Source organism: Sphingobacterium composti (assembly GCF_009829075.1).
GTDB classification, from domain to species: Bacteria; Bacteroidota; Bacteroidia; order Sphingobacteriales; family Sphingobacteriaceae; genus Sphingobacterium; species Sphingobacterium composti.
Window position 1 is genome coordinate 1 of sequence record NZ_WUQZ01000015.1, and the last position, 23883, is coordinate 23883.

19 protein-coding genes and 1 rRNA gene are annotated in these 23883 nt (G+C 34.7%); 13 read left to right on the plus strand and 7 right to left on the minus strand.

Annotation, left to right across the window (positions count from 1 at the left end; all coding sequences use genetic code 11):
* The first annotated feature begins 10 nt into the window (after positions 1-10).
* From rrf to GOQ17_RS10520, 4 genes are all read left to right on the plus strand, one after another.
* A 5S ribosomal RNA gene (gene rrf / locus GOQ17_RS10505) occupies positions 11-122 on the plus strand.
* Between the two features lie 348 nt (positions 123-470).
* The gene (locus GOQ17_RS10510) at positions 471-767 is read left to right on the plus strand and encodes an META domain-containing protein (protein WP_159637335.1); all 297 of its coding nucleotides are present in this window, start codon (positions 471-473) and stop codon (positions 765-767) included.
* A gap of 72 nt (positions 768-839) precedes the next feature.
* Positions 840-1787, plus strand: a complete 948-nt coding sequence (gene mnmL, locus GOQ17_RS10515; RefSeq protein WP_159637336.1) for a tRNA modification radical SAM protein MnmL/YtqA — start codon at positions 840-842, stop codon at positions 1785-1787.
* 63 nt (positions 1788-1850) lie between these two features.
* Entirely contained in the window at positions 1851-2879 is a 1029-nt protein-coding gene (locus GOQ17_RS10520; RefSeq protein WP_159637337.1) for a hypothetical protein, read from the plus strand.
* 24 nt (positions 2880-2903) lie between these two features.
* On the opposite strand, the gene GOQ17_RS10525 is transcribed toward GOQ17_RS10520, so the two are convergent.
* A complete protein-coding gene (locus GOQ17_RS10525; RefSeq protein ID WP_159637339.1) occupies positions 2904-3374 on the minus strand; it encodes a pyrophosphohydrolase domain-containing protein in 471 nt (156 codons plus the stop codon).
* A gap of 100 nt (positions 3375-3474) precedes the next feature.
* Complete coding sequence (locus GOQ17_RS10530) at positions 3475-4797, minus strand: pseudouridine synthase (protein WP_159637340.1); 1323 nt, start codon at positions 4795-4797, stop codon at positions 3475-3477.
* Positions 4798-5039: 242 nt separating this feature from the next.
* On the opposite strand from GOQ17_RS10530, the gene GOQ17_RS10535 reads away from it, so the two are divergent.
* The 6 genes from GOQ17_RS10535 to GOQ17_RS10565 all read left to right on the plus strand — a co-directional run bounded on the left by GOQ17_RS10535 (position 5040) and on the right by GOQ17_RS10565 (position 11728).
* On the plus strand, positions 5040-5792 hold the full coding sequence (locus GOQ17_RS10535; protein WP_159637341.1) for a lytic transglycosylase domain-containing protein: 753 nt from the start codon (positions 5040-5042) through the stop codon (positions 5790-5792).
* 158 nt (positions 5793-5950) lie between these two features.
* A complete protein-coding gene (gene ccoN, locus GOQ17_RS10540) occupies positions 5951-8068 on the plus strand; it encodes a cytochrome-c oxidase, cbb3-type subunit I (protein ID WP_159637342.1) in 2118 nt (705 codons plus the stop codon).
* Between the two features lie 210 nt (positions 8069-8278).
* A complete protein-coding gene (locus GOQ17_RS10550; RefSeq protein WP_236537123.1) occupies positions 8279-9151 on the plus strand; it encodes a cbb3-type cytochrome c oxidase N-terminal domain-containing protein in 873 nt (290 codons plus the stop codon).
* Between the two features lie 54 nt (positions 9152-9205).
* Entirely contained in the window at positions 9206-10603 is a 1398-nt protein-coding gene (gene ccoG, locus GOQ17_RS10555) for a cytochrome c oxidase accessory protein CcoG (RefSeq protein ID WP_159637424.1), read from the plus strand.
* A gap of 4 nt (positions 10604-10607) precedes the next feature.
* Positions 10608-11033 (plus strand): FixH family protein, encoded by a 426-nt coding sequence (locus GOQ17_RS10560; protein ID WP_159637345.1) that lies wholly within the window; start codon positions 10608-10610, stop codon positions 11031-11033.
* Positions 11034-11035: 2 nt separating this feature from the next.
* Positions 11036-11728, plus strand: a complete 693-nt coding sequence (locus GOQ17_RS10565; RefSeq protein ID WP_159637346.1) for a sulfite exporter TauE/SafE family protein — start codon at positions 11036-11038, stop codon at positions 11726-11728.
* On the opposite strand, the gene GOQ17_RS10570 is transcribed toward GOQ17_RS10565, so the two are convergent.
* On the minus strand, positions 11729-13087 hold the full coding sequence (locus GOQ17_RS10570) for an MATE family efflux transporter (RefSeq protein WP_159637347.1): 1359 nt from the start codon (positions 13085-13087) through the stop codon (positions 11729-11731). It lies immediately after the preceding gene.
* A 146-nt stretch (positions 13088-13233) separates the two neighbouring features.
* Between GOQ17_RS10570 and GOQ17_RS10575 the strand changes: the two genes are divergently transcribed.
* On the plus strand, positions 13234-13773 hold the full coding sequence (locus GOQ17_RS10575; RefSeq protein ID WP_159637348.1) for a Sec-independent protein translocase subunit TatA/TatB: 540 nt from the start codon (positions 13234-13236) through the stop codon (positions 13771-13773).
* Positions 13774-13858: 85 nt separating this feature from the next.
* On the plus strand, positions 13859-16081 hold the full coding sequence (locus GOQ17_RS10580; RefSeq protein WP_159637349.1) for a Tex family protein: 2223 nt from the start codon (positions 13859-13861) through the stop codon (positions 16079-16081).
* A 36-nt stretch (positions 16082-16117) separates the two neighbouring features.
* Here GOQ17_RS10580 and GOQ17_RS10585 read toward each other — a convergent pair whose 3' ends face one another.
* The gene (locus GOQ17_RS10585; RefSeq protein ID WP_236537124.1) at positions 16118-16906 is read right to left on the minus strand and encodes a class I SAM-dependent methyltransferase; all 789 of its coding nucleotides are present in this window, start codon (positions 16904-16906) and stop codon (positions 16118-16120) included.
* Positions 16907-16985: 79 nt separating this feature from the next.
* Between GOQ17_RS10585 and GOQ17_RS10590 the strand changes: the two genes are divergently transcribed.
* Positions 16986-17270 (plus strand): hypothetical protein, encoded by a 285-nt coding sequence (locus GOQ17_RS10590; RefSeq protein WP_159637350.1) that lies wholly within the window; start codon positions 16986-16988, stop codon positions 17268-17270.
* 43 nt (positions 17271-17313) lie between these two features.
* Here the strand turns inward: GOQ17_RS10590 and GOQ17_RS10595 are convergent, their stop codons facing one another.
* The 3 genes from GOQ17_RS10595 to GOQ17_RS10605 form a co-directional block, all read right to left on the minus strand.
* Positions 17314-18945: a hypothetical protein gene (locus GOQ17_RS10595; RefSeq protein WP_159637351.1), complete on the minus strand. Its 1632-nt coding sequence runs from the start codon at positions 18943-18945 to the stop codon at positions 17314-17316.
* Between the two features lie 33 nt (positions 18946-18978).
* Entirely contained in the window at positions 18979-19146 is a 168-nt protein-coding gene (locus tag GOQ17_RS10600) for a hypothetical protein (RefSeq protein ID WP_159637352.1), read from the minus strand.
* Between the two features lie 409 nt (positions 19147-19555).
* Positions 19556-23872, minus strand: a complete 4317-nt coding sequence (locus GOQ17_RS10605; RefSeq protein ID WP_159637353.1) for a translocation/assembly module TamB domain-containing protein — start codon at positions 23870-23872, stop codon at positions 19556-19558.
* Positions 23873-23883 lie beyond the last annotated feature (11 nt).

Here is a 23883-nt window from a genome sequence, read left to right on the forward strand (position 1 = left end):
AATAAGATTTTTAGGTGCCTATATCGGCGGTGTTCACCTCTTCCCATTCCGAACAGAGAAGTTAAGCCCGCCCGAGCCGATGGTATTGCCGTAACAGGTGGGAGAGTAGGTCGGTGCCTTTTTTTATTAAAACTAAAGCCTTGTCACATAAAGTGGTAAGGCTTTTTTGCGTTTAGAGACTATTATATCTACATTTTTACATCAACTTTACTGTATAAGCTTTATCTTGTATTTCCGTTTTTAGGATAATATATATATATATATATATATATATATAGAGAGAGAGGTGTATCCTTTTCGTAATGTAGCTCGTTATAAGGAAATGACCATTTAACAGAATTATGAAATTATTAAACCTTATTCTTTTAGTATTTATTACTCTTTTTTTAGGATGTAAAAAGGAAAACGATAATAGTATTGAGGAACGTATTAATTTAGTAAATACAAGATGGGTGATTAAATAGTCTAAAGTGATTCCACTTTCTAAAAATAAAAACAGTCAAGCCCCTATAATTTGGTTGGGGGAAGAAAGTTTTGTTGTTACTACTGATTGTAATAGAATAACAGGATTATTAAAAATATTTGATACGACTATAGTATTTTCTGATTATACGACCACTTTAGCATATTGCGGGGGGCAATTATCTATGGATGATTATTATATGCAAAATCTGGGAAAAATATCATCTTATAAATATAGTAACGGGATATTATATTTATACATTGGAACAAATATGATTGGCTCTTTCAAACGTATTGAAGATTAATACACCAATTTATTTGTGATAGAATTAGTATTGATTTTATACCAAAGATTTAATTGTCTACCTTTGTATCGAATGGGAACAGCATTAGACAATGGTATTAAGCCGTATAATCATTACGGGGCATATTTGAAGGAAAAATATAATGGACAAAAAGTATTTAAAGTTATCGTTGATGGTAATTTTACTTGTCCTAACCGTGATGGTAGCAAAGGCTATGGTGGCTGTACTTATTGTAATGTAGACTCTTTTACACCTGATACAGCTCGTAAGATACCTTCAATTCGTGAGCAGGTCGAGAGTGGTATTGAGCGAGCTCGTAATAATTATGGGGCTGAAAAGTTCATTATCTATTTTCAACCCAATACCAACACTTATGCACCTGCACATATGCTCAAAATGCTTTATGACGAGGCTTTGAGTATTGATCCAGAGAATACTTTAGGCTTATCAGTTGGCACTCGTCCAGATTGTTTGGATGCTGAGAAAATTGCTTTATTAGAGTCTTATACGGATAGATATGATGTTGATTTAGAAATGGGAATGGAGTCTATCTATAATGATACATTAGAGCGTATTAATAGAGGCTGCTCTCATGATGAGTTTCTTTCTATAATGGATATGTTGATAAGCAGTCCTCTGGAATTGTGTGTGCATACCATATTTGGTTTTCCTTGGGAAACGGAAGAAATGATGCTTCGTTATGCGGACGAAATTAACAAACATCCTCATATTAAGTTTGTGAAATTGCACCACCTTCATATTGTTGAAGGTTCTATAATGGGGGTTAAATATAAGCGTGAGCCTTTCAAGTTATTTTCTATGGAAGAGTATACGGAGTTTTTAGCAAAATTTATTCCTTTATTAAGACCTGATATAATTATTCAGCGTGTGTTTGGTATAGCTGACCAAGATTTGTTGATCGCTCCAAATTGGGGGTTGAAAAAATCTGGAATTCAAACTTATATTGATAAAGGTTTAGAGGCGAGAGGCGTTCAGCAAGGAAGTTTGTATCTTTCATAATTTAACTTAATTAGCGTTTTATAGGGAAATAATGTTATCTTTAAGTAAATAACACTTAATATAATGAGAATTTTCCTTTGCTTTTTTGTATTATTACTTAATAAAATTTTTTATACTGCTTGTTCACCTGAAAATAAAGATGATTTAATCCCTCCCACTATTATTGATAGTACCGATACCAAGGGTGATAACACTAATCCTCCCCCAAAAGCAATAATTGTAAAGAAGTCAAGTGAAAATGAAATTAGCAATTTTAAAATTAACCTTAATAGGGCTGAAAGCTATTATTTGGGTAGTGTGTGGTCATTAGGTGATACATCAAAAGGCCTTGAAATTTTGCATCTTCCTAATAAAGAGAAGAAAGAAAAGATACATTTTCTAAGCTATAATACCTCTGTTGATTTAGAAAATCACATTCCTTCGTACGTTAATATGTTGACTTATGCTAAAAAGTTTAATCCTGGTTCGACTACTCTGAATTTTAGTTCTGGCAGTTTTTTTGATTATGGTATTATTCAATATTATTTAGGAAATGGGGATGATTATAAAGTTGTTAAGGAGTTAGTAGCTATAAATGACTCTACATATATTCGAAAGAAGAATGGTGTATCGAGATATTCTCTTCATGAATATCTATACATTTTTACTGATTTAGTTGAAATCAATAGCATATATGATGAGAATTATCTTAAGCAATTAAAAGATGAAAAATTTAATCCATATTATATCTCATCTGTAACATATGGTGCTGAATCAATCTTTCTAGCTGAAACCGATTCTACTCAAGCAGCGTTTAACAGTGTATTTGATAAGTTAATTAAAAATTCAGAGCTACTGAGTTCAGATATTGCTGTTCTAGATGCAAGTAATATGTTAATATACCGAAAAGATAGTAGTAATAAAAACAGTTTTATTAAGTTCGGTAAAGGCTCATCGGAAATTCGAAATTACATAAAAGAGTTTAACGATCTTAATAAGAGAAGTGCTAATTCTGTAAATTTTCCTTTCTCATTTACGTTGTCGAAATTGGATGATATGACTACGCTGAAATATAAAATGAAATATGATATTTTTGAAAAGGTTGAGAAATAAAAAAAGCGACTATTGTCACTTTTTTTATTTCTCTATGATTGATTTTAAATCAGCGGGGGAGTAGTTGATTGATTTTAAAGTCTTATTGTCTCCTTCGCGGAATACTAAATAAAGACCGTCTACTTCTTTATAATACGAATCGACACCTTTCTCTTCTTTGTAATATTTCATGGTCGCTTCAGCCTCTTCAATAGATTTACAAGCTTTACTCATGTTAGAACGTTGTACTTCTTCGAACAAGCTGTTGAATTTGTCGCCTAAACCGAATTCTAATACTGCACCAGACAATACATATTGAATATCACATAGTGCATCTGCAATTTCTGCGATGTCTTTTTCCTCTATTGCCTCTTCTAACTCTTTTAATTCTTCAGCAATCAAAGAAACACGAAGGTTGCATCTTGATTCGGATGGAATTTGTGGTGTATCTAATATAGGGTGCTGAAAAGTTTTGTGAAATTCAGCCACAGAAGTTAACGATTTAGGGTCTGTCATGTTTATTAAATCTTTAATGTGTTGTAAAAATACGAATCTTTAAGCGTATTAGTAAATACCTCTAAAAACAAAAGTCTCGATTTTGTCGAGACTTTTTGTTTTATTTTACGAAGTGTTTCAATTGAATCAATTCTCTTTCTTCTAAATATCTCCAACGTCCACGTGGCAAATCTTTCTTGGTTAAGTTAGCATAGACTACACGGTCTAATTTAACCACCTCATAACCTAATGATTCAAAAATACGTCTTACGATACGGTTTTTGCCGGAGTGAATTTGAATACCTACTTCACGCTTAGATGCTCCAGCAACATAGCTCAAGTCGTCAGGTTTAATAACACCATCTTCTAACTCGATACCAAATTGAATCTTATTAAAATCACCTTGTGTCAAGTTTTTATTTAACTCTACTTGGTAGATTTTAGTTACGTTATTACGTGGATGAGATAGTTTTTCAGCTAGATTACCATCATTTGTCAATAATAGTAAACCAGTCGTATTTCTATCTAAACGACCAACAGGATATATACGCTCTTTAGTTGCTTTAGCGACCAATTGCATTACTGTACGGCGTTCTTGTGGATCGTCAGTAGTCGTGATATAATCTTTTGGTTTATTTAATAATACGTAAACCATTTTTTCACGTTTAAGACGTTCGTTATTATAACGAATTTCGTCTTTGGCAGGATCTACTTTAGTTCCTAATGAAGTTACGACTTCACCATTGACAGAAACGACCCCAGCGGTAATTAATTCATCTGCTTTACGACGTGAACAAATACCAGCATTTGAAATATATCTATTCAAACGGATTAAACCGTCATCAGCTGCTTCTTTATTGGCAGGCTTATTAGCCGGTCTGAATTTTCTATTTGCAGAATATTTGAAATCGTTTTTCTCACGTTGTTCTTGATATTCTGAAGTTGGTTCTGGTCTTCTGTTTTTAGAATAACCATCTTTTTCGAAAGATTTACCGTAAGGTTTTCTATCACTTCTTCCTTCTTTATCAAATGATTTGCTGAAAGATTTTCTATCACTTCCACCTTCTTTATCAAATGATTTGCCGAAAGGTTTTCTATCGAAAGATTTTCTATCACTTCCACCTTCTTTATCAAATGATTTGCTGAAAGGTTTTCTATCGAAAGATTTTCCGAATGATTTGTTTTCATCTCTATCACCTGATTTTCCAAATGATGGACGACCGAAAGACTTTTTATCGTCTTTACTGAATTTTGAAAAAGGTGATTTACCGAAAGATTTATTATCTTCTTTTCTGTCTTTACTGAAAGAAGATTTACCGTAACTATCGGATTTATTGCTTCCAAATTTTTTGTTGGAATTGTCTTTCGATTTAAAGCTTTCTGAGTTGCTTCTACTTTTTCTGGAGTTGTCCTCGCGACTGTTCCTTTGACTTTTGAATGGCATATTTTTATATCAAAATTGAGGTACAAAGTTACAAAAAATTATGACATAATTAAGTTTTTTTTAATTCCAAAAATGCAGTCTGTAGCATGCTTAAATCAACTATTTGGGAGTTGCATGAAAATGGCTGTTTTGTAACTGTTTGTTTTATAACCCAATAGTTCGTACATTTGTGGCTTCATAATTGGACCAAGCTATTTTTGATCGATTTTGTCAATCGTGGATAGGTAGCATTAAGGGAGTGAATGATTAGAAAAAGAGTAATGTGTATTACAGCAATTTTTTCGATAATGGTTTTATCGAAGTTGCAATCAAAGCCACAAGGGACATTGTTTGAAAATCCCTATAAACAAGTGATGTTGGAGCATGCCGCTAGGCTTAAAGAAGAACTAAAACCTTCAGCTGACAACAATAAATTAAACGTAAGTTCTCTAACTTTTGCAAACGAAAGTGTACCTACTGAGAATGTTTCCGTAAAGAGTAAATTGGGTAAATATCTAGCTCGTTTGTCATTCAAGAAAACTGGCTCACATAAGATGCATAAAAATGCTGATAAATATTTACCACAAATCGCAAAAATCCTTGAGTCCTACGGTATACCAGAAGATTTTAAGTATATTCCTATTGTGGAGAGCGGACTGGATGCGTCTGTTAGTTCTCACAAAGGTGCTGGGGGATATTGGCAGTTTATGCCAGCGACAGCTAGATTGTATGGTCTTAAAGTCAATGGAAAAGTTGATGAGCGTAAGGACTTCGTCAAATCTACGCACGCAGCAGCTAGATATATCAAAGATTTGTATGAGCAGTTTGGTGATTGGACTTTGGTAGCTGCAGCTTACAACGTAGGCGGAGGTAGCTTGAAGGCTTCTATTCGTAAACAGAAGAATGATAATTATTATACTATGCGTCTGAATGGTGAAACTGCTTCGTACGTATACAAAATAATATCAGTCAAACAGGTGATTGAAAATCCAGAGAAATATGGATATAATATTTAAAATTTTATAATTAGAAATACACAAAAGGCTTGAAATTTTTTCAAGCCTTTTGTTGTTTTTGCTAGATGTGACGAGAGTCACTTTTATTACCAAGTTGTATCATTAGGCTGTCACGGAAGTGTCATTACTTTTACATCGAAAAACAAAATGATAAAGTAATGCATCTAGAGCAATTTAGTTACGACAACAAGATAGTTCGCAATTTTGGTATCGCGACTATCATTTGGGGTATCGTGGGTATGTCTATCGGATTATTGGTAGCATGTCAATTGATATGGCCCGAATTGAATTTTTTGACCCAATACACAACCTTTGGTCGTGTACGTCCTGTACATACAAATGCTGTAATTTTTGCTTTTGTGGGTAATGCAATTTTTATGGGTGTTTACTACTCATTGCAACGTGTGTTGAAAGCACGTATGTTCAGTGACGCGTTGAGTAAAATACACTTTTGGGGATGGCAGTTGATTATAGTGGCGTCCGCCATTACACTTCCTTTAGGGTATACTTCATCACATGAGTATGCAGAGATGGAATGGCCTATTGATTTGGGTATTACCTTGATATGGGTTGTTTTTGGTATCAATATGTTTGGTACAATTATCAAGCGTAGAGAACGACACATGTATGTTGCTGTGTGGTTTTACATTGCTACTTTTGTGACAGTAGCTGTTCTACATATTGTCAACTCAATACAATTACCTGTTACATTTTGGAAAAGTTTTTATGTGTATTCAGGTGTTCAAGATGCCTTAGTGCAGTGGTGGTATGGACATAATGCTGTAGCTTTCTTTTTGACTACTCCATTCTTGGGTATGATGTACTACTTTTTGCCAAAAATGGCTAATCGTCCTGTTTATTCATATAAATTAAGTATCCTACACTTTTGGTCTTTGATATTTATCTATATCTGGGCAGGACCTCACCACTTATTATACACTTCGTTACCTTCTTGGGTACAATCACTGGGGGTTGTGTTTTCTGTAATGCTAATCGCACCATCTTGGGGTGGTATGATCAACGGTTTGTTGACACTTCGTGGAGCTTGGGATAAGGTTCGTACAGAACCCGTATTGAAGTTTATGGTTGTTGCTTTGACATGTTATGGTATGGCAACATTCGAAGGACCTATGCTTTCTCTTAAACAAGTGAATGCTATTGCGCACTTTACGGATTGGATCGTGGCTCACGTGCACGTAGGAGCATTGGGCTGGAATGGATTTATGACTTTTGCAGTATTGTATTGGTTGTTGCCACGTGTATACAAAACAGAGTTATACTCTAAAAAGTTAGCAAATGCACATTTCTGGATTGGAACATTAGGTATTTTGTTCTATGCTATTCCAATGTATTGGGCGGCTGTAGTTCAAGGTTTGATGTGGAAAGAGTTTACTCCTGAAGGAGTATTAAAATATCCTAACTTCTTAGCTACTACTTTGGAAATTATTCCAATGCATATGATGCGTGCAATAGGTGGTGCGTTGTATTTGGCGGGTGTAATCATGATGACTTACAACTTGGCGAAAACAATGAAGAAAGGAAAATTGGTGGCTAATGAGGCTGCAGAAGCTCCAGCATTGGAACCATTAACTGTAAATGAGCGTTCGACACACCGTAGATTAGAGCGCAAGCCAATATTATTTATGGTATTAGCATTAATAGCGATTCTAATTGGTGGTCTTGTGGAGATGATTCCAACATTTACAATTCAAAACAATGTGCCAACTATAGCTAGTGTAAAACCATATACTGCATTAGAATTGCAAGGACGTGATTTGTACATCAAAGAAGGTTGTGTGAATTGTCACTCTCAAACTATTCGTCCTTTCCGTTCGGAAACTGCTCGCTACGGCGAATATTCAAAAGCAGGGGAATTTGTTTACGACAGACCTTTCTTATGGGGTTCTAAACGTACCGGTCCAGATTTGCACCGTATCGGTGGAAAATATCCTAACAAATGGCATTTTGACCACATGTTAGATCCGACGATTACATCACCAGGTAGTATCATGCCAGCATATCCATGGTTGATTGAACAAGAATTGGACAATTCTACTTTGGTAGCTAAAATGAAAGCTATGCAGACACTTGGTGTTCCATACACGGATGCAGAGGTGAATAACGCTGTAGAAGATGCTCAAAAGCAAGCTGAAGCAATAGCGGCAGAATTGGCAAATAACCAAGTTGAAGTAAAATCTGATCGTGAAATTATAGCAATGATAGCATATTTGCAACGATTGGGGACTGATATCAAGGCAAGTACAACTGATAAATAGAAAAGATTACAGTTATGTTTAAACAAATTACAAACTTACAAGGTGATGAAATTTATTTAATGACATCCCTATGGATATTCCTCATATTTTTTATAGTCGTTGGGATTATGTTGTTCATGATGAAGAAAGATTATGTTCAATATATGAAAGAGATTCCTTTTGACGAATCGGAATCAGAATCTAATTATTTGACGGATAGAAGTTAGAAATATGAACGAGATGATAAATGGTACAGAGGCGATTGCTGAAGTATCTCAATGGAAATTAGGAACAGTCAATTTGTATAGTGATATTCTGATTATCACATTAATCATAGTTATGATTGCATTATTATTAGCAGCATTCGTTGTAAATAATGCCATGAAATCGATATTGAATATCACTATGCCAGACGTTGTCAAACGCGAGGCAGAAGAGAAGAGACAAAGAGCTGCGGAAAGAAAAATTAAATCACAAGCGACTTGGCGCAAGTTAATGGGTGTGCGTCCGATTGAAGAAGAAAAGGACATTACTATTGACCATGAGTATGATGGTATACAAGAGCTTGATAATCCTGTTCCAATATGGTTTAATGCATTATTCTATGGTACCATCGTATTTGGATTGATTTATTTGTTGGTGTACCATGTCTTTGGTTGGGGAATGAACCAAGATCAGGAATATATGCACGAGATGGCTATGGCCGAAAAAGCAAAGCAAGAATATTTGGCGCAGGCTGCTAATTTGGTTGATGAAACTTCGGTTGAATTCAATGAAGCATTAGCTCCAGCAGGTAAAGCAATATTCACTGCCAATTGTGCGGCTTGTCACGGGGCAAATGGTGAAGGTACAATCGGTCCAAATTTGACAGATAAATTTTGGATTCATGGGGCTGAAATTAAGGATATCTATAAAACTGTAAAATATGGTGTACCGGAGAAAGGTATGGTTCCGTGGGAACAAACATTGACTCCAGGTCAGATAGCCGAAGTGTCGAGTTATATCATTACACTGCGTGATACTAATCCAGCAAATGCTAAAGCAGCTGAAGGTGTGGAGGTGCAATATGAAACTGATAAAACTGAAGCAGAAGAAGTACAATAGTATTTTATAAAATAAGAAAGAAGTTTAATTATTATAATTAATTAAGTGAGCGAAATGGAAGCAGTGGTGAATAATAACGAAGGACCTATATTACCATCGAAAGGCAAAAAACGTAAATGGATTTACGCCAAAAAGCCTTCAGGTAAGTTGTATAATTACAGACAATGGGTTGGTTATAGTTTGTTACTGTTTCTATTTGCAGCTCCATTTATCAAAATTGACGGAAATCCATTCCTGATGTTTAATATTGTCGAACGAAAATTTTCCATTTTCGGCAATATGTTTTTTCCTCAAGACCTACACATTTTTGTGTTTGGGATGTTGATTATCATGGTTGGAATTGTGCTTTTTACGGCAGTTTTTGGTCGTGTATGGTGTGGTTGGACTTGTCCGCAAACGATTTTTTTAGAGCTGATTTTTCGTAGAATAGAATATTGGATAGAAGGTGATTGGACTCAACAGAAAAAATTAAATGAAGGTCCAAATACAGATGCTAGAGCTTGGAAAAAATTACTAAAGCATACTATATTTATTCTTATTTCTTGTTTTATATCCAATATTTTTCTTGCCTATATAATTGGTGTTGACGAACTTTTAAACATCATATCAGACCCTATTGACCAACATTTGGGAGGATTTGTCGCAATTGTCATCTTTACAGGTCTTTTCTATGCGGTATTTGCGCATGTAAGAGAAATTGTTTGTACGACTATTTGTCCTTATGGGAGATTTCAAGGAGTTCTTCTAGATGATCAGAGTATGACTGTCGCATACAATGTTGAGCGAGGTGAGCCGAGAGGCAAACTGTCTAAAGTGAAGGAAAGTAAAAACGGCGATTGTGTTGACTGTGGTTTGTGTGTGCATGTATGTCCTACAGGAATTGATATCCGAAATGGAGTCCAATTAGAATGTGTCAACTGTACAGCTTGTATCGATGCATGTGATGAAGTCATGCAGAAGATAGGAAAGCCTTCTCGTTTAATCGGTTTCTATTCATTAGGTGAAGTTGAAGGCAAAAAGAATTTCAAAAAGAGCTATACGAGACAAATTTTATATTCGGTTATATTGGTGTTGCTGACCTCGGTGTTTTTATTTTTAATTTTTAATAGAGCGGATATTGACGGTTCTCTATTGCGTGCTACTGGAAGTACTTACCAAACGCAACCTGACGGCAGAATTAGCAACTTATATACTATTGAGTTAATTAATAAAAGTGGCAAAGCTATTCCATTTGAATTAAAACCAACAGATTCTAATTATACGCTACAATTAGTAAATCAGATAGATACATTAACTAAGGACGGTTCTGCTAAAATGTCTTTTTTCTTAATTACTGATAAGAAAAATATCGACACCTATAAAACAAAAACATCTATTCAGATTCATTCTGAAGGCAAAGAAGTAAATACATTGAAGACAACATTCATTTGTCCTCCAGGAGCTAAAAATTAAAATAATGAATTGGGGTAATAAAATCATTTTAGGATTAGGCAGTTTTATGCTTTTTATCGTCATCACAGTCATTTATATGGTAAGCAAAGATTCTGATACTTTGATTGATGATAATTATTATGAAGCAAGTTTATCGTATGATGAAGTGTATGCAAGTAAACAAAATTTGCTTCGTGATGATGCAAAACCAATACTTAAAGTGCAGCATGATACATTGACGATTAGTTTTGTAGATGTGAACAATGAAGGAACAATTCTTTTTAAAAGACCGTCTGACGGTGCTTTAGATATTAATTTTCCATTTACGACTAAGGATAAAGTTTTCAAAATGCCTATTGCATCCTTTAAAAAAGGAAATTGGAATGTTGAAATTTCTTGGAAACATAATAATGTAAATTATATTCATAATCAACCTTTGTATATCCAATAGACATGAGTTATAATTTGTTGGCGATTTTTATGGGATTATTCGGAAGTGTGCATTGTACTTTGATGTGTGGCCCCTTACTTTATGCGCTTCAGCAAAATCAAAAACTCAGTTTTATTGTATTATTAAATAAGGTGTTATACCAAATTGGTCGCATTCTTACTTATGGATGTATTGGATTACTGTTGGGAATTGTAGGAAATGCGTTTGTTTTAAAAGGATGGCAACAAGGTTTTTCTATTCTGACAGGTATAATATTAATAGCATTAGGTTTATTTAATGCTTATGTCCATAAAAACCCAACTCTTATAGCTTTCCAAACAAAAGCAGTTCAACCTTTTGCAAAGGCAATGGGAAGATGGATGTACAAACCAAATGGTTCTTTCATTGCAGGTATGCTGAACGGATTTTTGCCTTGTGGAATGGTTTACATGGCATTAGCATCAGCGATGAATGCAGAAAATTCTCTGCTGAGTTTTCAATTTATGATATTTTTTGGATTAGGAACATTACCATTAATGCTTTTATTCTCCATATTAAGCAGTTTTCCGAAAAAACTATTCAAAATAAAATTTTCTTCACTATTACCCATTTTGTACATACTTATGGGTATTTGGTTTTTATTAAGAGGAGCTAATTTAGATATTCCTTACCTCAGTCCGTTACTGAATGTAGATGGCGCTATTTCCTGCCAATAATTAAGAAATATCTAATTTTTTCTTAATCATAAATCTGTATCGAAGGTATAATAAGATTGATGATGTCAGTAAGGCAAACGTCAATCCGTACCAAACACCTTGTATCCCAAATCCTAAATTTACACCCATATAATAGCCGCTAGGTAATCCGACTACCCAATAAGCCAACAAAGTGATTAGTGTAGGGATATTTACATCACCCATTCCCCTAAGTATACCCAGACCTATAACTTGAGTTCCGTCAAATAACTGAAATATACCAGCTATAATCAAAAGTTTTGCAGCTAGGGATACGACGTCCTGTTCATTAGTGATAAGAGCTGCAATAGGATAATTAAAAATAGCGAATAAAAGAGCCGTACAAATTGTATAACCTAGTATGATGTGATAAGATACCCTAGCGAATGTCTTCAATCGTTGATAATTTTCTTTTCCAAAACTGTTTCCCACTTTGATAGTGGTTGCCCCAGAAATTCCCAAACCAATCATATAAGTCATTGCTGCTAGCGTAATAGCTACATTGTGCGCCGCTTGGTCTAAAGCACTAATTTTGCCTGCAATTAAAGATGCTCCTGCAAATGCACTTACCTCAAAGAAATATTGAAAGGCGACAGGAGTACCTAATTTTAATATTGCTTTAATTCGTTTCTTTTGAATTGAAAAGAAATTGAAGTGTATGATATATGGTTGGAAATGTTTAGATTTCAAAACATATAATGCCATTACAATCATCATCAAAATTCGGTCTATTAACGTTGCAATACCTACACCTGCTATTCCCATAGGTTTGATGCCGAAAAATCCTTTTACGAATATAATTGCCAATATTACATTCAAAACATTTCCCCAGATGGTAATTCGCATAGCTTGTTTGGTAAATCCCAATCCTTCGGCAAACTGCTTGAATGCATTGAATATCATCAAGGGGAAAATCGAAAGACTTAATACCAATAAATAAGGCTTAGCCTCGTCAACAACTAAGGGATCTTGATCTGCATGTTGCATACCATACATAGAACCGTAGTAAACACCTAAAAACAATAATATACTGGAGGCTATATTAATCCAAATACTATTGGAAAGTAGTTTAGAAATCTCCTCTTTATCATTTCGACCACTGGCTTGTGCGATTAGTGGAGTGAGACCATAAGCGATACCTAGTCCCAAAACCAACACCATCATAAACACCGAGTGTGCTAATGATGAAGCAGCAAGAGATATTTTACCCAAAAAATGACCTATGATCATCGTATCGGAGGTCTGCACGAGTGTGTGACCTAATTGGGCTATAATAAGAGGACCCGCTAATGCCAAAGCACTTATATAATAAGTTTTGTGCTTTTTTAAATTACTAAACATACATATTAGAAATAACCCGCAAAGTTACTAAAGTTTTCATTCAATGGAATGATTTTTAAATGTGTCTAAATATTTACAATTTACTATTGGTGTAAAAGCAGATTAAACTTACCTTAGCAATCTTATAATTACAAATTGAATCTAAAATGACATTAGCATTTTTAAATATTGGTACGCAGGAAATGATCCTTATTGTGATCGTGATATTATTACTGTTTGGTGGAAAGAAATTACCTGAATTGGCTAGAGGATTGGGAAAGGGTATCCGTGAATTCAAAGATGCTTCGGAAGATATAAAACGTGAGATTTCGGATCAAATCAACAATTTTGAAAAGGATTTAGATGTTACTGTCGAGGATAAAAAATCAGTGACACCTACGTCTGTAGAACAACAGCCTACGTCTGGGGTTGCGGAAGGAGAAGTTGCTGAGGAATTAGCGACTTCCGGTGATGCACCAGTTGAAGAGAAAAAGTTTCCACAGTTTACGCAGCCAGAGCATTCTGTACAGCACGATCCAGGGGCACATCCTGTAGACGAAACAGAATACTATAAATATGGCTATAATGATTATTTTTCAGAGGAAGAAAATTCAGAAGTAAAGGAATCTAATACAGAAGTAAAGGAATCTAATTCAGAAGATAAGCCGTTAGAAACTCCGAAAGAAAATCCATCACAAAACGCTTAATTTAATTTTAAATCTATAATAGAAAGCTGTTGAAATAGTATTTCAGCAGCTTTCTCATTACTATTCGATTATTCAAAATATTTTTATGACACACGAAATTATTATTTCGAATGAATTGTCAATCACGCAAAAGCAAGTTAGTACTACGGTTGCTTTGTTGGATGAAGGCGCGACAATACCATTTATTTCCCGTTATCGTAAAGAGATGACTGGTTCATTGGATGAGGTTCAGATTACCGCAATTAGAGATAGAATACAACAGTTGCGTGATTTGGATAAGCGTAGAGAAGCCGTATTGAAGTCTATTCAAGAACAAGGTAAGTTGACGCCAGAATTGGAAGCATTAGTGCGTGGAGCAGAGACAATGTCCACATTGGAAGATATTTATTTGCCATATAAACCAAAGCGTCGTACACGAGCTTTGATTGCTCGTGAAAAGGGCTTGCAACCATTAGCCGATTATATTTTAGAACAAAAAAATGGTGATATAGAAGTGTTTGCAGAGCAATTCTTGAACGAAGAATTGGGTGTTAATAGCTTGGAAGAAGCTTTTGCTGGCGCAAGAGATATCATTGCTGAAACGGTAGCTGAGGACGCAGAAGTTCGTGCTCAGGTTCGTAAGATTTTCATTGAGAAAGGAAATTTTGTTTCTCGGGTAATTCCTGGAAAAGAAGAGGCAGCTCTAAAATATAAAGATTATTTTGAATGGACTGAGTCCTTAGATAAAGCTCCTTCACATCGTGTTCTAGCAATGCGTCGTGGAGAGAAGGAGGAATTGTTGTATTTGGATATTGAGGTGGATGAAGATTTAGTTCTTCCAAATATCGAGAATCTTTACATAAAAGGGAAAAATGAAGCTTCAAAACAAGTTGAATTAGCCTTATATGACGGTTATAAGCGTTTGTTGAAGCCATCTATGGAAACTGAAATTCGTGTTTTGACTCGTCAGCGTGCTGACGAAGAAGCGATAAAAGTTTTTGCTGACAATGTGCGTCAATTGCTTTTGGCAGCTCCATTGGGACAAAAACGTTTGATGGCTATTGACCCAGGCTTTAGAACAGGTTGTAAAACTGTAGTTCTGGATGCACAAGGAAATTTGTTGGAGAATACAGCTATTTTTCCACATAATGGTGCAGGCGGAGTGGCAGAGGCAGAGCGCACAATAACATATTTAGTTTCTAAATATGACGTAGAAGCTATTGCCATTGGTAATGGAACTGCAGGTCGCGAGACAGAAGAGTTTGTTCGCAAATTGGGATTGAAAGATGTAACTATTGTCATGGTAAATGAAAGTGGCGCATCTATTTATTCAGCTTCCGAAGTAGCCCGTGAAGAGTTCCCAGATTATGATGTGACTGTCCGTGGTGCAGTATCAATCGGACGTCGTTTAATGGATCCTTTAGCAGAATTGGTAAAAATAGATCCTAAATCAATTGGTGTTGGTCAATATCAGCACGATGTCGATCAAAATAAATTACAAACAGCTTTAGATGATACCGTAGTTTCATGTGTGAATGCGGTAGGTGTGGAGTTGAATACAGCTTCAAAACAAATTCTATCTTACATTTCAGGTTTAGGTCCAGCACTGGCACAACAAATCGTCAATTTCCGTAAAGAAAATGGACCTTTTAGTTCTCGTCGGGAATTAAAAAAAGTTCCTCGTCTTGGTGATAAAGCTTTCGAACAAGCGGCTGGTTTCTTACGTATTCGAAATGCTAAGCATCCGCTGGATGCTTCTGCTGTTCACCCAGAACGTTATGAGCTGGTGGAGCAAATGGCAAAGGATTTGGGTGTTGAGGTGAAAGAATTGATGAAAGATGAACAGCTTCGTAAGAAAATTGATTTAAAAAAGTATATTTCGGATGAGGTAGGCTTACCAACATTGAATGATATTATAGCTGAATTGGCAAAGCCAGGCTTAGACCCTCGTGAGCAATTCGAGGCCTTCTCTTTTACAGATGGAGTTAATTCTGTATCGGATTTGAAAGTCGGTATGAAATTGCCGGGAATCGTTACTAATATTACCAATTTTGGTGCTTTTGTAGACATTGGAGTACATCAGGATGGATTGGTACATTTGAGCCAAATGTCTAATAATTTTGTGTCCGACCCACATGAAGTCGTCAAAGTACAACAACATGTAATGGTGACAGTGACAGAAGTAGATGAAAAACGTAATCGTATTGCCTTGTCGATGAAAACGGATGAAAAGGCTGCGCCACGCAAACGAACTGAAAGACGAGAAGAACGTGTTCCCGAAACAGATATGGCAACTAAACTTGCTGCTTTGGCAGGAAAATTTAAGTAAGACAATACTTAATAAATGCCCTAAATTCTAGGGCATTTATTTTTTCTCTGCCACTAGTGAATAAACCATCGGAATTTTATTTTCCAGATGTTTTATTCTATACTTTTTTGATTCAAACTCTATAGTGTGTTGGAAACAATCGTAAGGTGAATAATCATATTCTTCAATTGTGTTTAAATGAAGTCCATTTTGAATCAAACTAGTGATAACTTCACTCATACTGTGATTCCAACAAACATACTCTTGTTTTAGATCAGCTTCCCGATCTGCATAAGTTCCTGTTTCGGTTTCTACAATTGGTCCAGTGTTGAAATAATTATAACCAATTTTTTCAAAGCTATCATCAAACATCCACACTACCGGATGGAATTCCACAAATATAAATTTTCCATTGGGCTTTAAAAATTTTGATATAATGGAAGCCCATCTATTCAAATCAGGAAGCCAACCAATGGTTCCATAACTTGTAAAAACTAAATCAAACACTTGATCTAAATGCTGCGGTAAATCATATAGATCACAACAAATAAATTTTGCTGGTGAATTAGTTTTTTGAGCTAATATTTTCGCAGTTTCAATCGCTTTATCGGACAAATCAATGCCTACTACTTCAGCTCCTAATCGACTTAGGGAGATACTATCTTGTCCAAAATGACATTGTAAGTGTAAAATTCTTTTGCCTTTTAAGTCACCGAGTAGCTTAAGTTCAATGGGATTTAAAGAAGAATTTCCAGCAAGAAAACTTGCCATATCATAAAATTCAGATTCGATATGATATGCGGTTCTTTTATTCCAAGATTCGCGATTTATTTGAAGGTAATCCATTGGCTTTATCATTGAATATGAATAGTTTTAGAGTTAAATATAAGCTAAAAATTTCTAAGGTTTTGGTATATTAGCTATTATGACTATCCTAGAATTTAAAGTAACATTAAATCAAAGTAATCCACCTTCAGATTTGTCTGTACAATTGCAGGCACTATGGTGGGATGCAAAGGGGAATTGGAAACAGGCACATGACCTTATTGATCATTTGAATGACAATATATCTGCACATATACATGCTTATCTGCATCGTGTAGAAGGTGATCTATGGAATGCTCGATATTGGTACAATCGGGCAAAGCAACCTGAATTTAATGGAACCTTACAAAAGGAGTGGGAGGACTTGGTGGAGAGGTATATATAGAAATCGCGCAACCTTAAAAGTTGCGCGATTATTTATCTATATATTAATTTTTACAAGTAACTTTTTTACGGCCTGATCCGGATGATTTCATTACAGTCTTACCCTCTACTCTAGTTGTAGCTTTAATAATATTGGTAGCACTACCGCCATTCCATTTCACCGTATTGAACTTCGCATTATTTTTTAATCGTAATGGAAATAATGTACCTTGATCTGTTTTACTTCCGTACATGAGCACATCTCCATTTCGCCCGATTACGACTCGAACAGCAGGTTTTGCGACAGTTCCTTTAAATTCCCAAATAGCCTTTACTCTTTTGTCTGCTGGGATATTCGTATTTCCCATAGATTGATATTGGCTTCCGTCTTCAAATTCAATATTCTGCGTAGTAGATGTTGCATTATTTTGAAATTGTATTTCGCTAGTTGATACACTCGTGCCAAAAAGTGGCTGTCCATTTATTTCAAGATTGAAAGCATTATCTAATTCCAAAATATCATAAACAAAACCATAATCTGCTCCGGCTTCCGTAAATTGAAAAGAAATTACTTCACCATTTTTCTTAAATTCTCCATTGACATTTATACCTGTATAAGTAACATACCTAGGCGTCCAAAAACCTCCCTCATTTATCGTCTTAGTTGCTTCTGGAAATTCCCAATTAAAGCCATTTAAACCACTTACAGCTTCTGTACAAGTTTTCAATGTCAAAACAAGGTTATAACGATGACCTGGCTTAATATTCAAATTTGGTACTTTAATATTATTTTTAGAATCACCATCGACCTGAATACTGCCTAAGTTAAAATAACCTGCAGTGGTAGAGGAGTGAAGTAACGTTGTAGGTACACTTGTTACTTTTCTTACTCCATTTCCCAAACTTGGAAAAGAAACCCTTTTTCCTGCAGTATTAATGTTTCCATAGATAGCACTACCATCTGTTAATTTTAACGATACACCATTTGAAACGGGATGAAATATAGTATTATTTATAGCAGTGATTGTACCCGTCATATTTTGATCCATTTGTATTGTGGTGGTTACTTCACTAAACAAAGGCTTAAGATTCGCTGCCAAAAAATTATTACCTTTCGTAAGTGTAGTTTTCTTTTTCCAATACAATAAGTCTGCATCTACATTTTCGATGGTAGCATCCTTGAGCGAATTCATGTTCTTTATTGTAGGAACAAAGCTCGTTGATCTAGCACTAACAATGACGAATGTGTAACTAACATTAGAAAATAGCAATATTGCCGACTCTATACTTTCTTGTTTGTATGTATACTCACGCGATGTAATGAGTTTACCACGCTCATCATACACAAGCATTAAATATTTAACTCTGTCTTGTAGCTGACTTAAAGCAGCTATAGAATTAGATTTGATGTTTTTAATTTTTGAATTAAGTGTATTTGCGTTTGATAATTTACTTTCAATAGCTAACCCATCATTCGTATACTGAGTGATGATTAGATCATTGCTAACAGCTGAATTATTCTTCGTATTAGCTAAAATTTCGGAGTCTGATTCGTAATTAAGGCCTTCAATATTTAAATTAACGAATGCTTCTTCTTTTATAGGACTAATTTCTTCACTTTTTGAGCAAGAGAATAATAATAAAGAGATTAATAAAATAGATAGACTATTCTTAAGTCCAAAGTGTATTGTGTTCATATATATAATGAATGATTGAAAATACGTAGTTATTTACCAGTCAATTGTTCTTTCTACTGTAGGCTCATCAATCCAGTCTTCATGAATCTGGAAATTATCGTCAGTTCCTAGTACTCTAGCGGAATGATTCGCTAGTGCACATTCAATCTCAATTGATATAACTTCTATTACAGGTTTTATATAGCGAATCTTGTTTTTCATATTGATAATATTACGGTAGAAAAAACTTAGTGTGTATGTTAATTTTAATCGAAGATAGAGCTAAGAGAGAGATTTCAATTGGAATTGCTTTTGATAATATTTGGTTGTAGTATAGGTACTACATTTAATGTAGCTAACGAATTTTTATTAACTTGTAGTTTAGGATTTTACTCTGTTTTTCTTGAAAAGTGTTAGTGATAAAAGGTTAGTGGGGGATATTTTTTTGTTTTTTTAATTAATGGTTTTTTGAATCGTTTTTTTTCTTAACTAATGGGATATTTAGAGCGCTTTAGGTTGGTTTTGTGTGTTTTAGGTTTCTTTTGGAGAATATAGGTTAACATTTTAAAATTAGTATTTTTAGGTTACTGTATTTAATGGCTGTATGGGAGGTTTACCAAATTAGTAGAAATTATTTTCTGTTAGACGAGTTAGAATTCCATATCCATATTCTTCGCCAAAATTCACCTAAAGAATTGAATTCTTGACGATACACTAATCCTAAAGCTGTAATGTATTCCGCATCCAAAGATCTAATTAAAAAATTGCGCGTATAAGGTCGGTTGTAGGCTCTGAAAAGTAGGTTGCCATCTTGACGCAATTTGTATGTCAACTCCGCATCTGTTGTGATGCCTTGACGGAAGAATGTCAGGTCCGTTGCCTCAAAATTTGTACGATCGGTAATACCACCGGATAATATTAATCGATCATTAAGTAAACGCAATGAAGCCGATGCATCGTTAAATGAGCGAATATTTAGATCAAGAAAATTCACATTTAGTGATTGAGATATAATGTTATTTAATTGATTAAAAGCGATTTCTGTACCAGCAGAAAGCAATGTGTTATTAACTTCTCGACCGATTTCAGATGTTGAACTTGGAGTAAAACTCCGACGTACAATCAGGCTGAGTGCTTGTTGATTGACATTATTTGCATCACTTAAAAAACTTTGCAACTGATCCTTGATATATGGATTCTGCGGAAAATTTAAATCAAATGTGACATCTGGTTGCTCTAAGGTTCCTTTTATAAGCATATCTGCTTGCGCTAAGACCCGTTCGTTATCTCCAGAGTAACCTGCTGCATTATACAAAGGACCGATGGCTGTACGTTGTTGATATATAGCGTTCAGGTTTATGACAGCTTCAGAAGGATTTCCTGTCCAGCGAATTGTTCCCCCTTCTTTGATGTCAAAATATTTATTAATGAAATCTTGCGCTGTAAAGTGAAATTTTCCTTGGCTAACTACATAATCACCAAACATTTCAAAGTCACCCAAACTCGAAATTTTCATGGCAATGGTACCATTGCCGCTACCTCTCAAAGAGCCCATACTTGTTTGAAGATTTAGCTCTGCTTCTGGCGTAAAATTTAGATTCATATTCATCGTTAGTCCGCTGAATAAATTACGCCTAACTCTTTTTTCATTTTCGGATGAATCCGAACTTACAAAATAGATAAAGTCATTGTCTGAAACAGTCATAGCGGAGTTGAAGGGAAGCGTTATAGATGTTCCACTCTCTGATCTGGCGTCTATATCAATATTTATGGATGAAGTGTAGCCTTTGAAGCGAAAGATACCTGTTGCGTATGCAGTTCCGAAATACAAACTGTTATCTTTAAAACTTGTATTCAAAATCATGAATTTATTTCCATTCAAATCGACATCAATGTAAGGATTTGCTAATTTTTGTAAGTTTACAAGCCCGTTCGCTAGTGCTGTATTTCCTTTTGTATCTCTTACGTTTAGGTTTTGTAAAATAATGGCGTTATTTTCTACTAGTGCAGTTTGATTGTCGACATAATAATGTGTATTCAGGTAATTTACTGTAAATTCTGCATTATTAAATTTCCCTAATCCAGTTATTTTAGGGTTTTTAAGTGTTCCTTTTATATCAACATTTGCATTCCCTTTTCCTTTCAAATTAGACACAAGGTTTTTCAAGAATGGTTGAAAAACAATTAAATCTGTTTCTTTTAGAGTTCCTTTGAGATTTAACGGTTCATCGTCATCATAAAAATTATATTCTCCATTGACTAGTACACCACGTTGAGATTGATCTAATAATTTTAGGTCAATTAGCATATTACCGGAAGTGGGATTGAAGTTAGCGTTGAGATCCAGTTGTCCTATTGGGATTTCATTATAAATAATTGGACTAGTTTGAATATTAGTCGAAGCGATAGGATTTTTAAAAACAGAAGTTATATTTACTTTTCCATCTAATGCACCTTTAAGCTGTATCCCTAGTGGTTTAGTGATCCCTTCCAAAGAAGTTAAGTTGAAATTATTAAATAACATACTTAACTGGTCATCTTCTTTAGAAAGTATACCATCTAATTTTATGCGCTGTTTGTCTTGACTAAGGATCAAGTCATTTACATAGACTTTCCCTTGCGAAATATGGAGTCTTGCATCATCATTCAAATTCCAAGGTTCTCTGTTTATGATGATAGTTGATGGTCTGAAATGTATGTAAGCGGGAGAATTATACGCAAAATGAATATCTCCCATAAGATTCAGATAATTTGTGGCGTCCTTTTCAGAAAGTTCTATATTGAAAACTAGACTATCATTTGCTAAAGTGTTTTTGATTGAAATATTATTAATATATGTGCTATCTGCAAAATTTATTTTGTCCGCAATGACATTTAGCGAAAAAGCTTTTTGGTCAGCATTCTCTTTTATAGACAGATTACTTAATTTAATACCTTTATAAACTACAATGGGGCTAAATGCCAAAAATCTAGCTGAATAGTCTTCAGAAGAAAATTGAGCATGAAGATGTGCACCATCATCTAGACTAAGAGAAGGATCAAGTAAGGCGGAAATGGGCTGGAAAGATTTTACATTTACTTCTAAATCGAAGTTTTGAGGATTATAATGCTGAGTTTCTAAATTAATTGCTGGCGCATAGCGCATGGCTAATGACTTAAAATATGGCACTATGGTATTGAGGTCAATAGCTCCAGCTACATTAGCATCTAATACATCGGATTGAAGCGTTAAGACTCTATTTACATCATTTCCTTCTGCTGTAAAATTAATATCTTCAATAAAAAAGAGTCCTTTGGAAGTGGTAAAACGGACAGAATCTGCATAGAGATAACCCACTAAGTTGTTAAGATTGTTGCCTGTCAGGTTTGTATAGATTTTAGCCTCATGAATAACGATACTATCTTTATTCAACCAGCCCAATTTATTTGGAGAGGCATGTGAAATAACAGCGTCCAGCGCGTAATTAATGTCTTTATTATTGAAATTAATTGCTGAATTGTATGCTAATAACAAATTTGCATCTGCGGTATTTCCTTCTACGAATAAAGTTTTGTCCTTAAACTCTCCTGAAATACTAGAATTACTGTATGTATATTGATTGATGTGTGCGCTTTGGATATGGCCATCAAAATTTAGATTTAAATTATCCAAAACTAATCCTTTACCCTTCAGATTTAGATTAAATGCTGTAGATCCTATATTGTTTTGATTTAGAATTTCACCTATATTAAAATTAGGAGAAGAAATTTTCCCTGCATAACTGATGTCTTTTTTAATTCCAATCCTTGCGTCGGTAAGTAGCTTGCCAGCATGGGAGTTAAGTGTACCTTTTACTTCAAAGTCATTATACAATCCTAAGAAAGAGCCATTGTAGCTAAAATTTTTCAAATTATGTAATTGTGTAGGTAATGCTATTTTTTTTTCATTAGCTAATTTGGGTACAAAATACTCTATATCTTTTGCTGAGCTTTTTAGTTCTTTAATGGCAAAGCCAAAGACAGTCTTATTTATATTAGGCAAACCTTTAATAGTGAAATTACCCAACAAACTCGTTTTCTGTCCAGTATGCATTTCCACATCTCGTGCATTTATGTCAGAAACTGTACCTGTAAGATTAGCCTTTTTTATATTCGCTGTAAATTGAACAGCTTGCATCGTCGGTGCGAAAAACTCAATATCTCGAGAATCAACAAAAGAATCTTTAAGGTTGGCTTCTACATGTACATGCGTGATGAAAGAGTTGAAATCACCGAAATCATTATACTTAAAGACTAAGTAATCATGTAACGTAGAATTGTTTGTTTGAATAATAAGATTCTCAAACAGCATACGCTTATGAGTGTATGATGCTTGTGTTGATAGTTCTTTCAGATAAAAGCCTGACTTCTCCCTCAATGTCAATCCTGAAATTTTTGCTGAAAGGATCGTATCGAGTTTTATGTTATGCAGCGTTCCCGAAATATCAGTAACATACAAGTCAGCAAAGTTCACGCCTTTTCTAGGATGCGTATACTTGTGATTGACCATTCTGAACGCGTTATTATTGAGTTCAATACGACGAAGGTCAAATTCTATTTTCTGTTTTTTCTGCTTAGTTTGTTTCTTAGGAGGAGCGAAGTATGCTATATATTTTTGAAGATTAGTGCTATCCTTATAGATCTGATAGTTCAAATATGCACCATTTAATCTCATTTTTTCAATAGTGACTTTATTCTGGAAAAATTTCACCAAATCTAAATTAGCATTGAGTTCATGAGCATATAGAGTTGTGTCTCCCGTATGTTCTATCACCGCAAACTTTTGTAAGGATAATGTTGAAAAAGGTTTAAAATAGATTTTATTTAAAGATATATTGGCGTTCAGCTCATTACTCAAATATGTTGCTATGCGTTTTGTAAGATAGGTTTGTACGGAAGAAAACTGCAAAGAGATTACAGCAAGAAGCACCAGTATAAAGA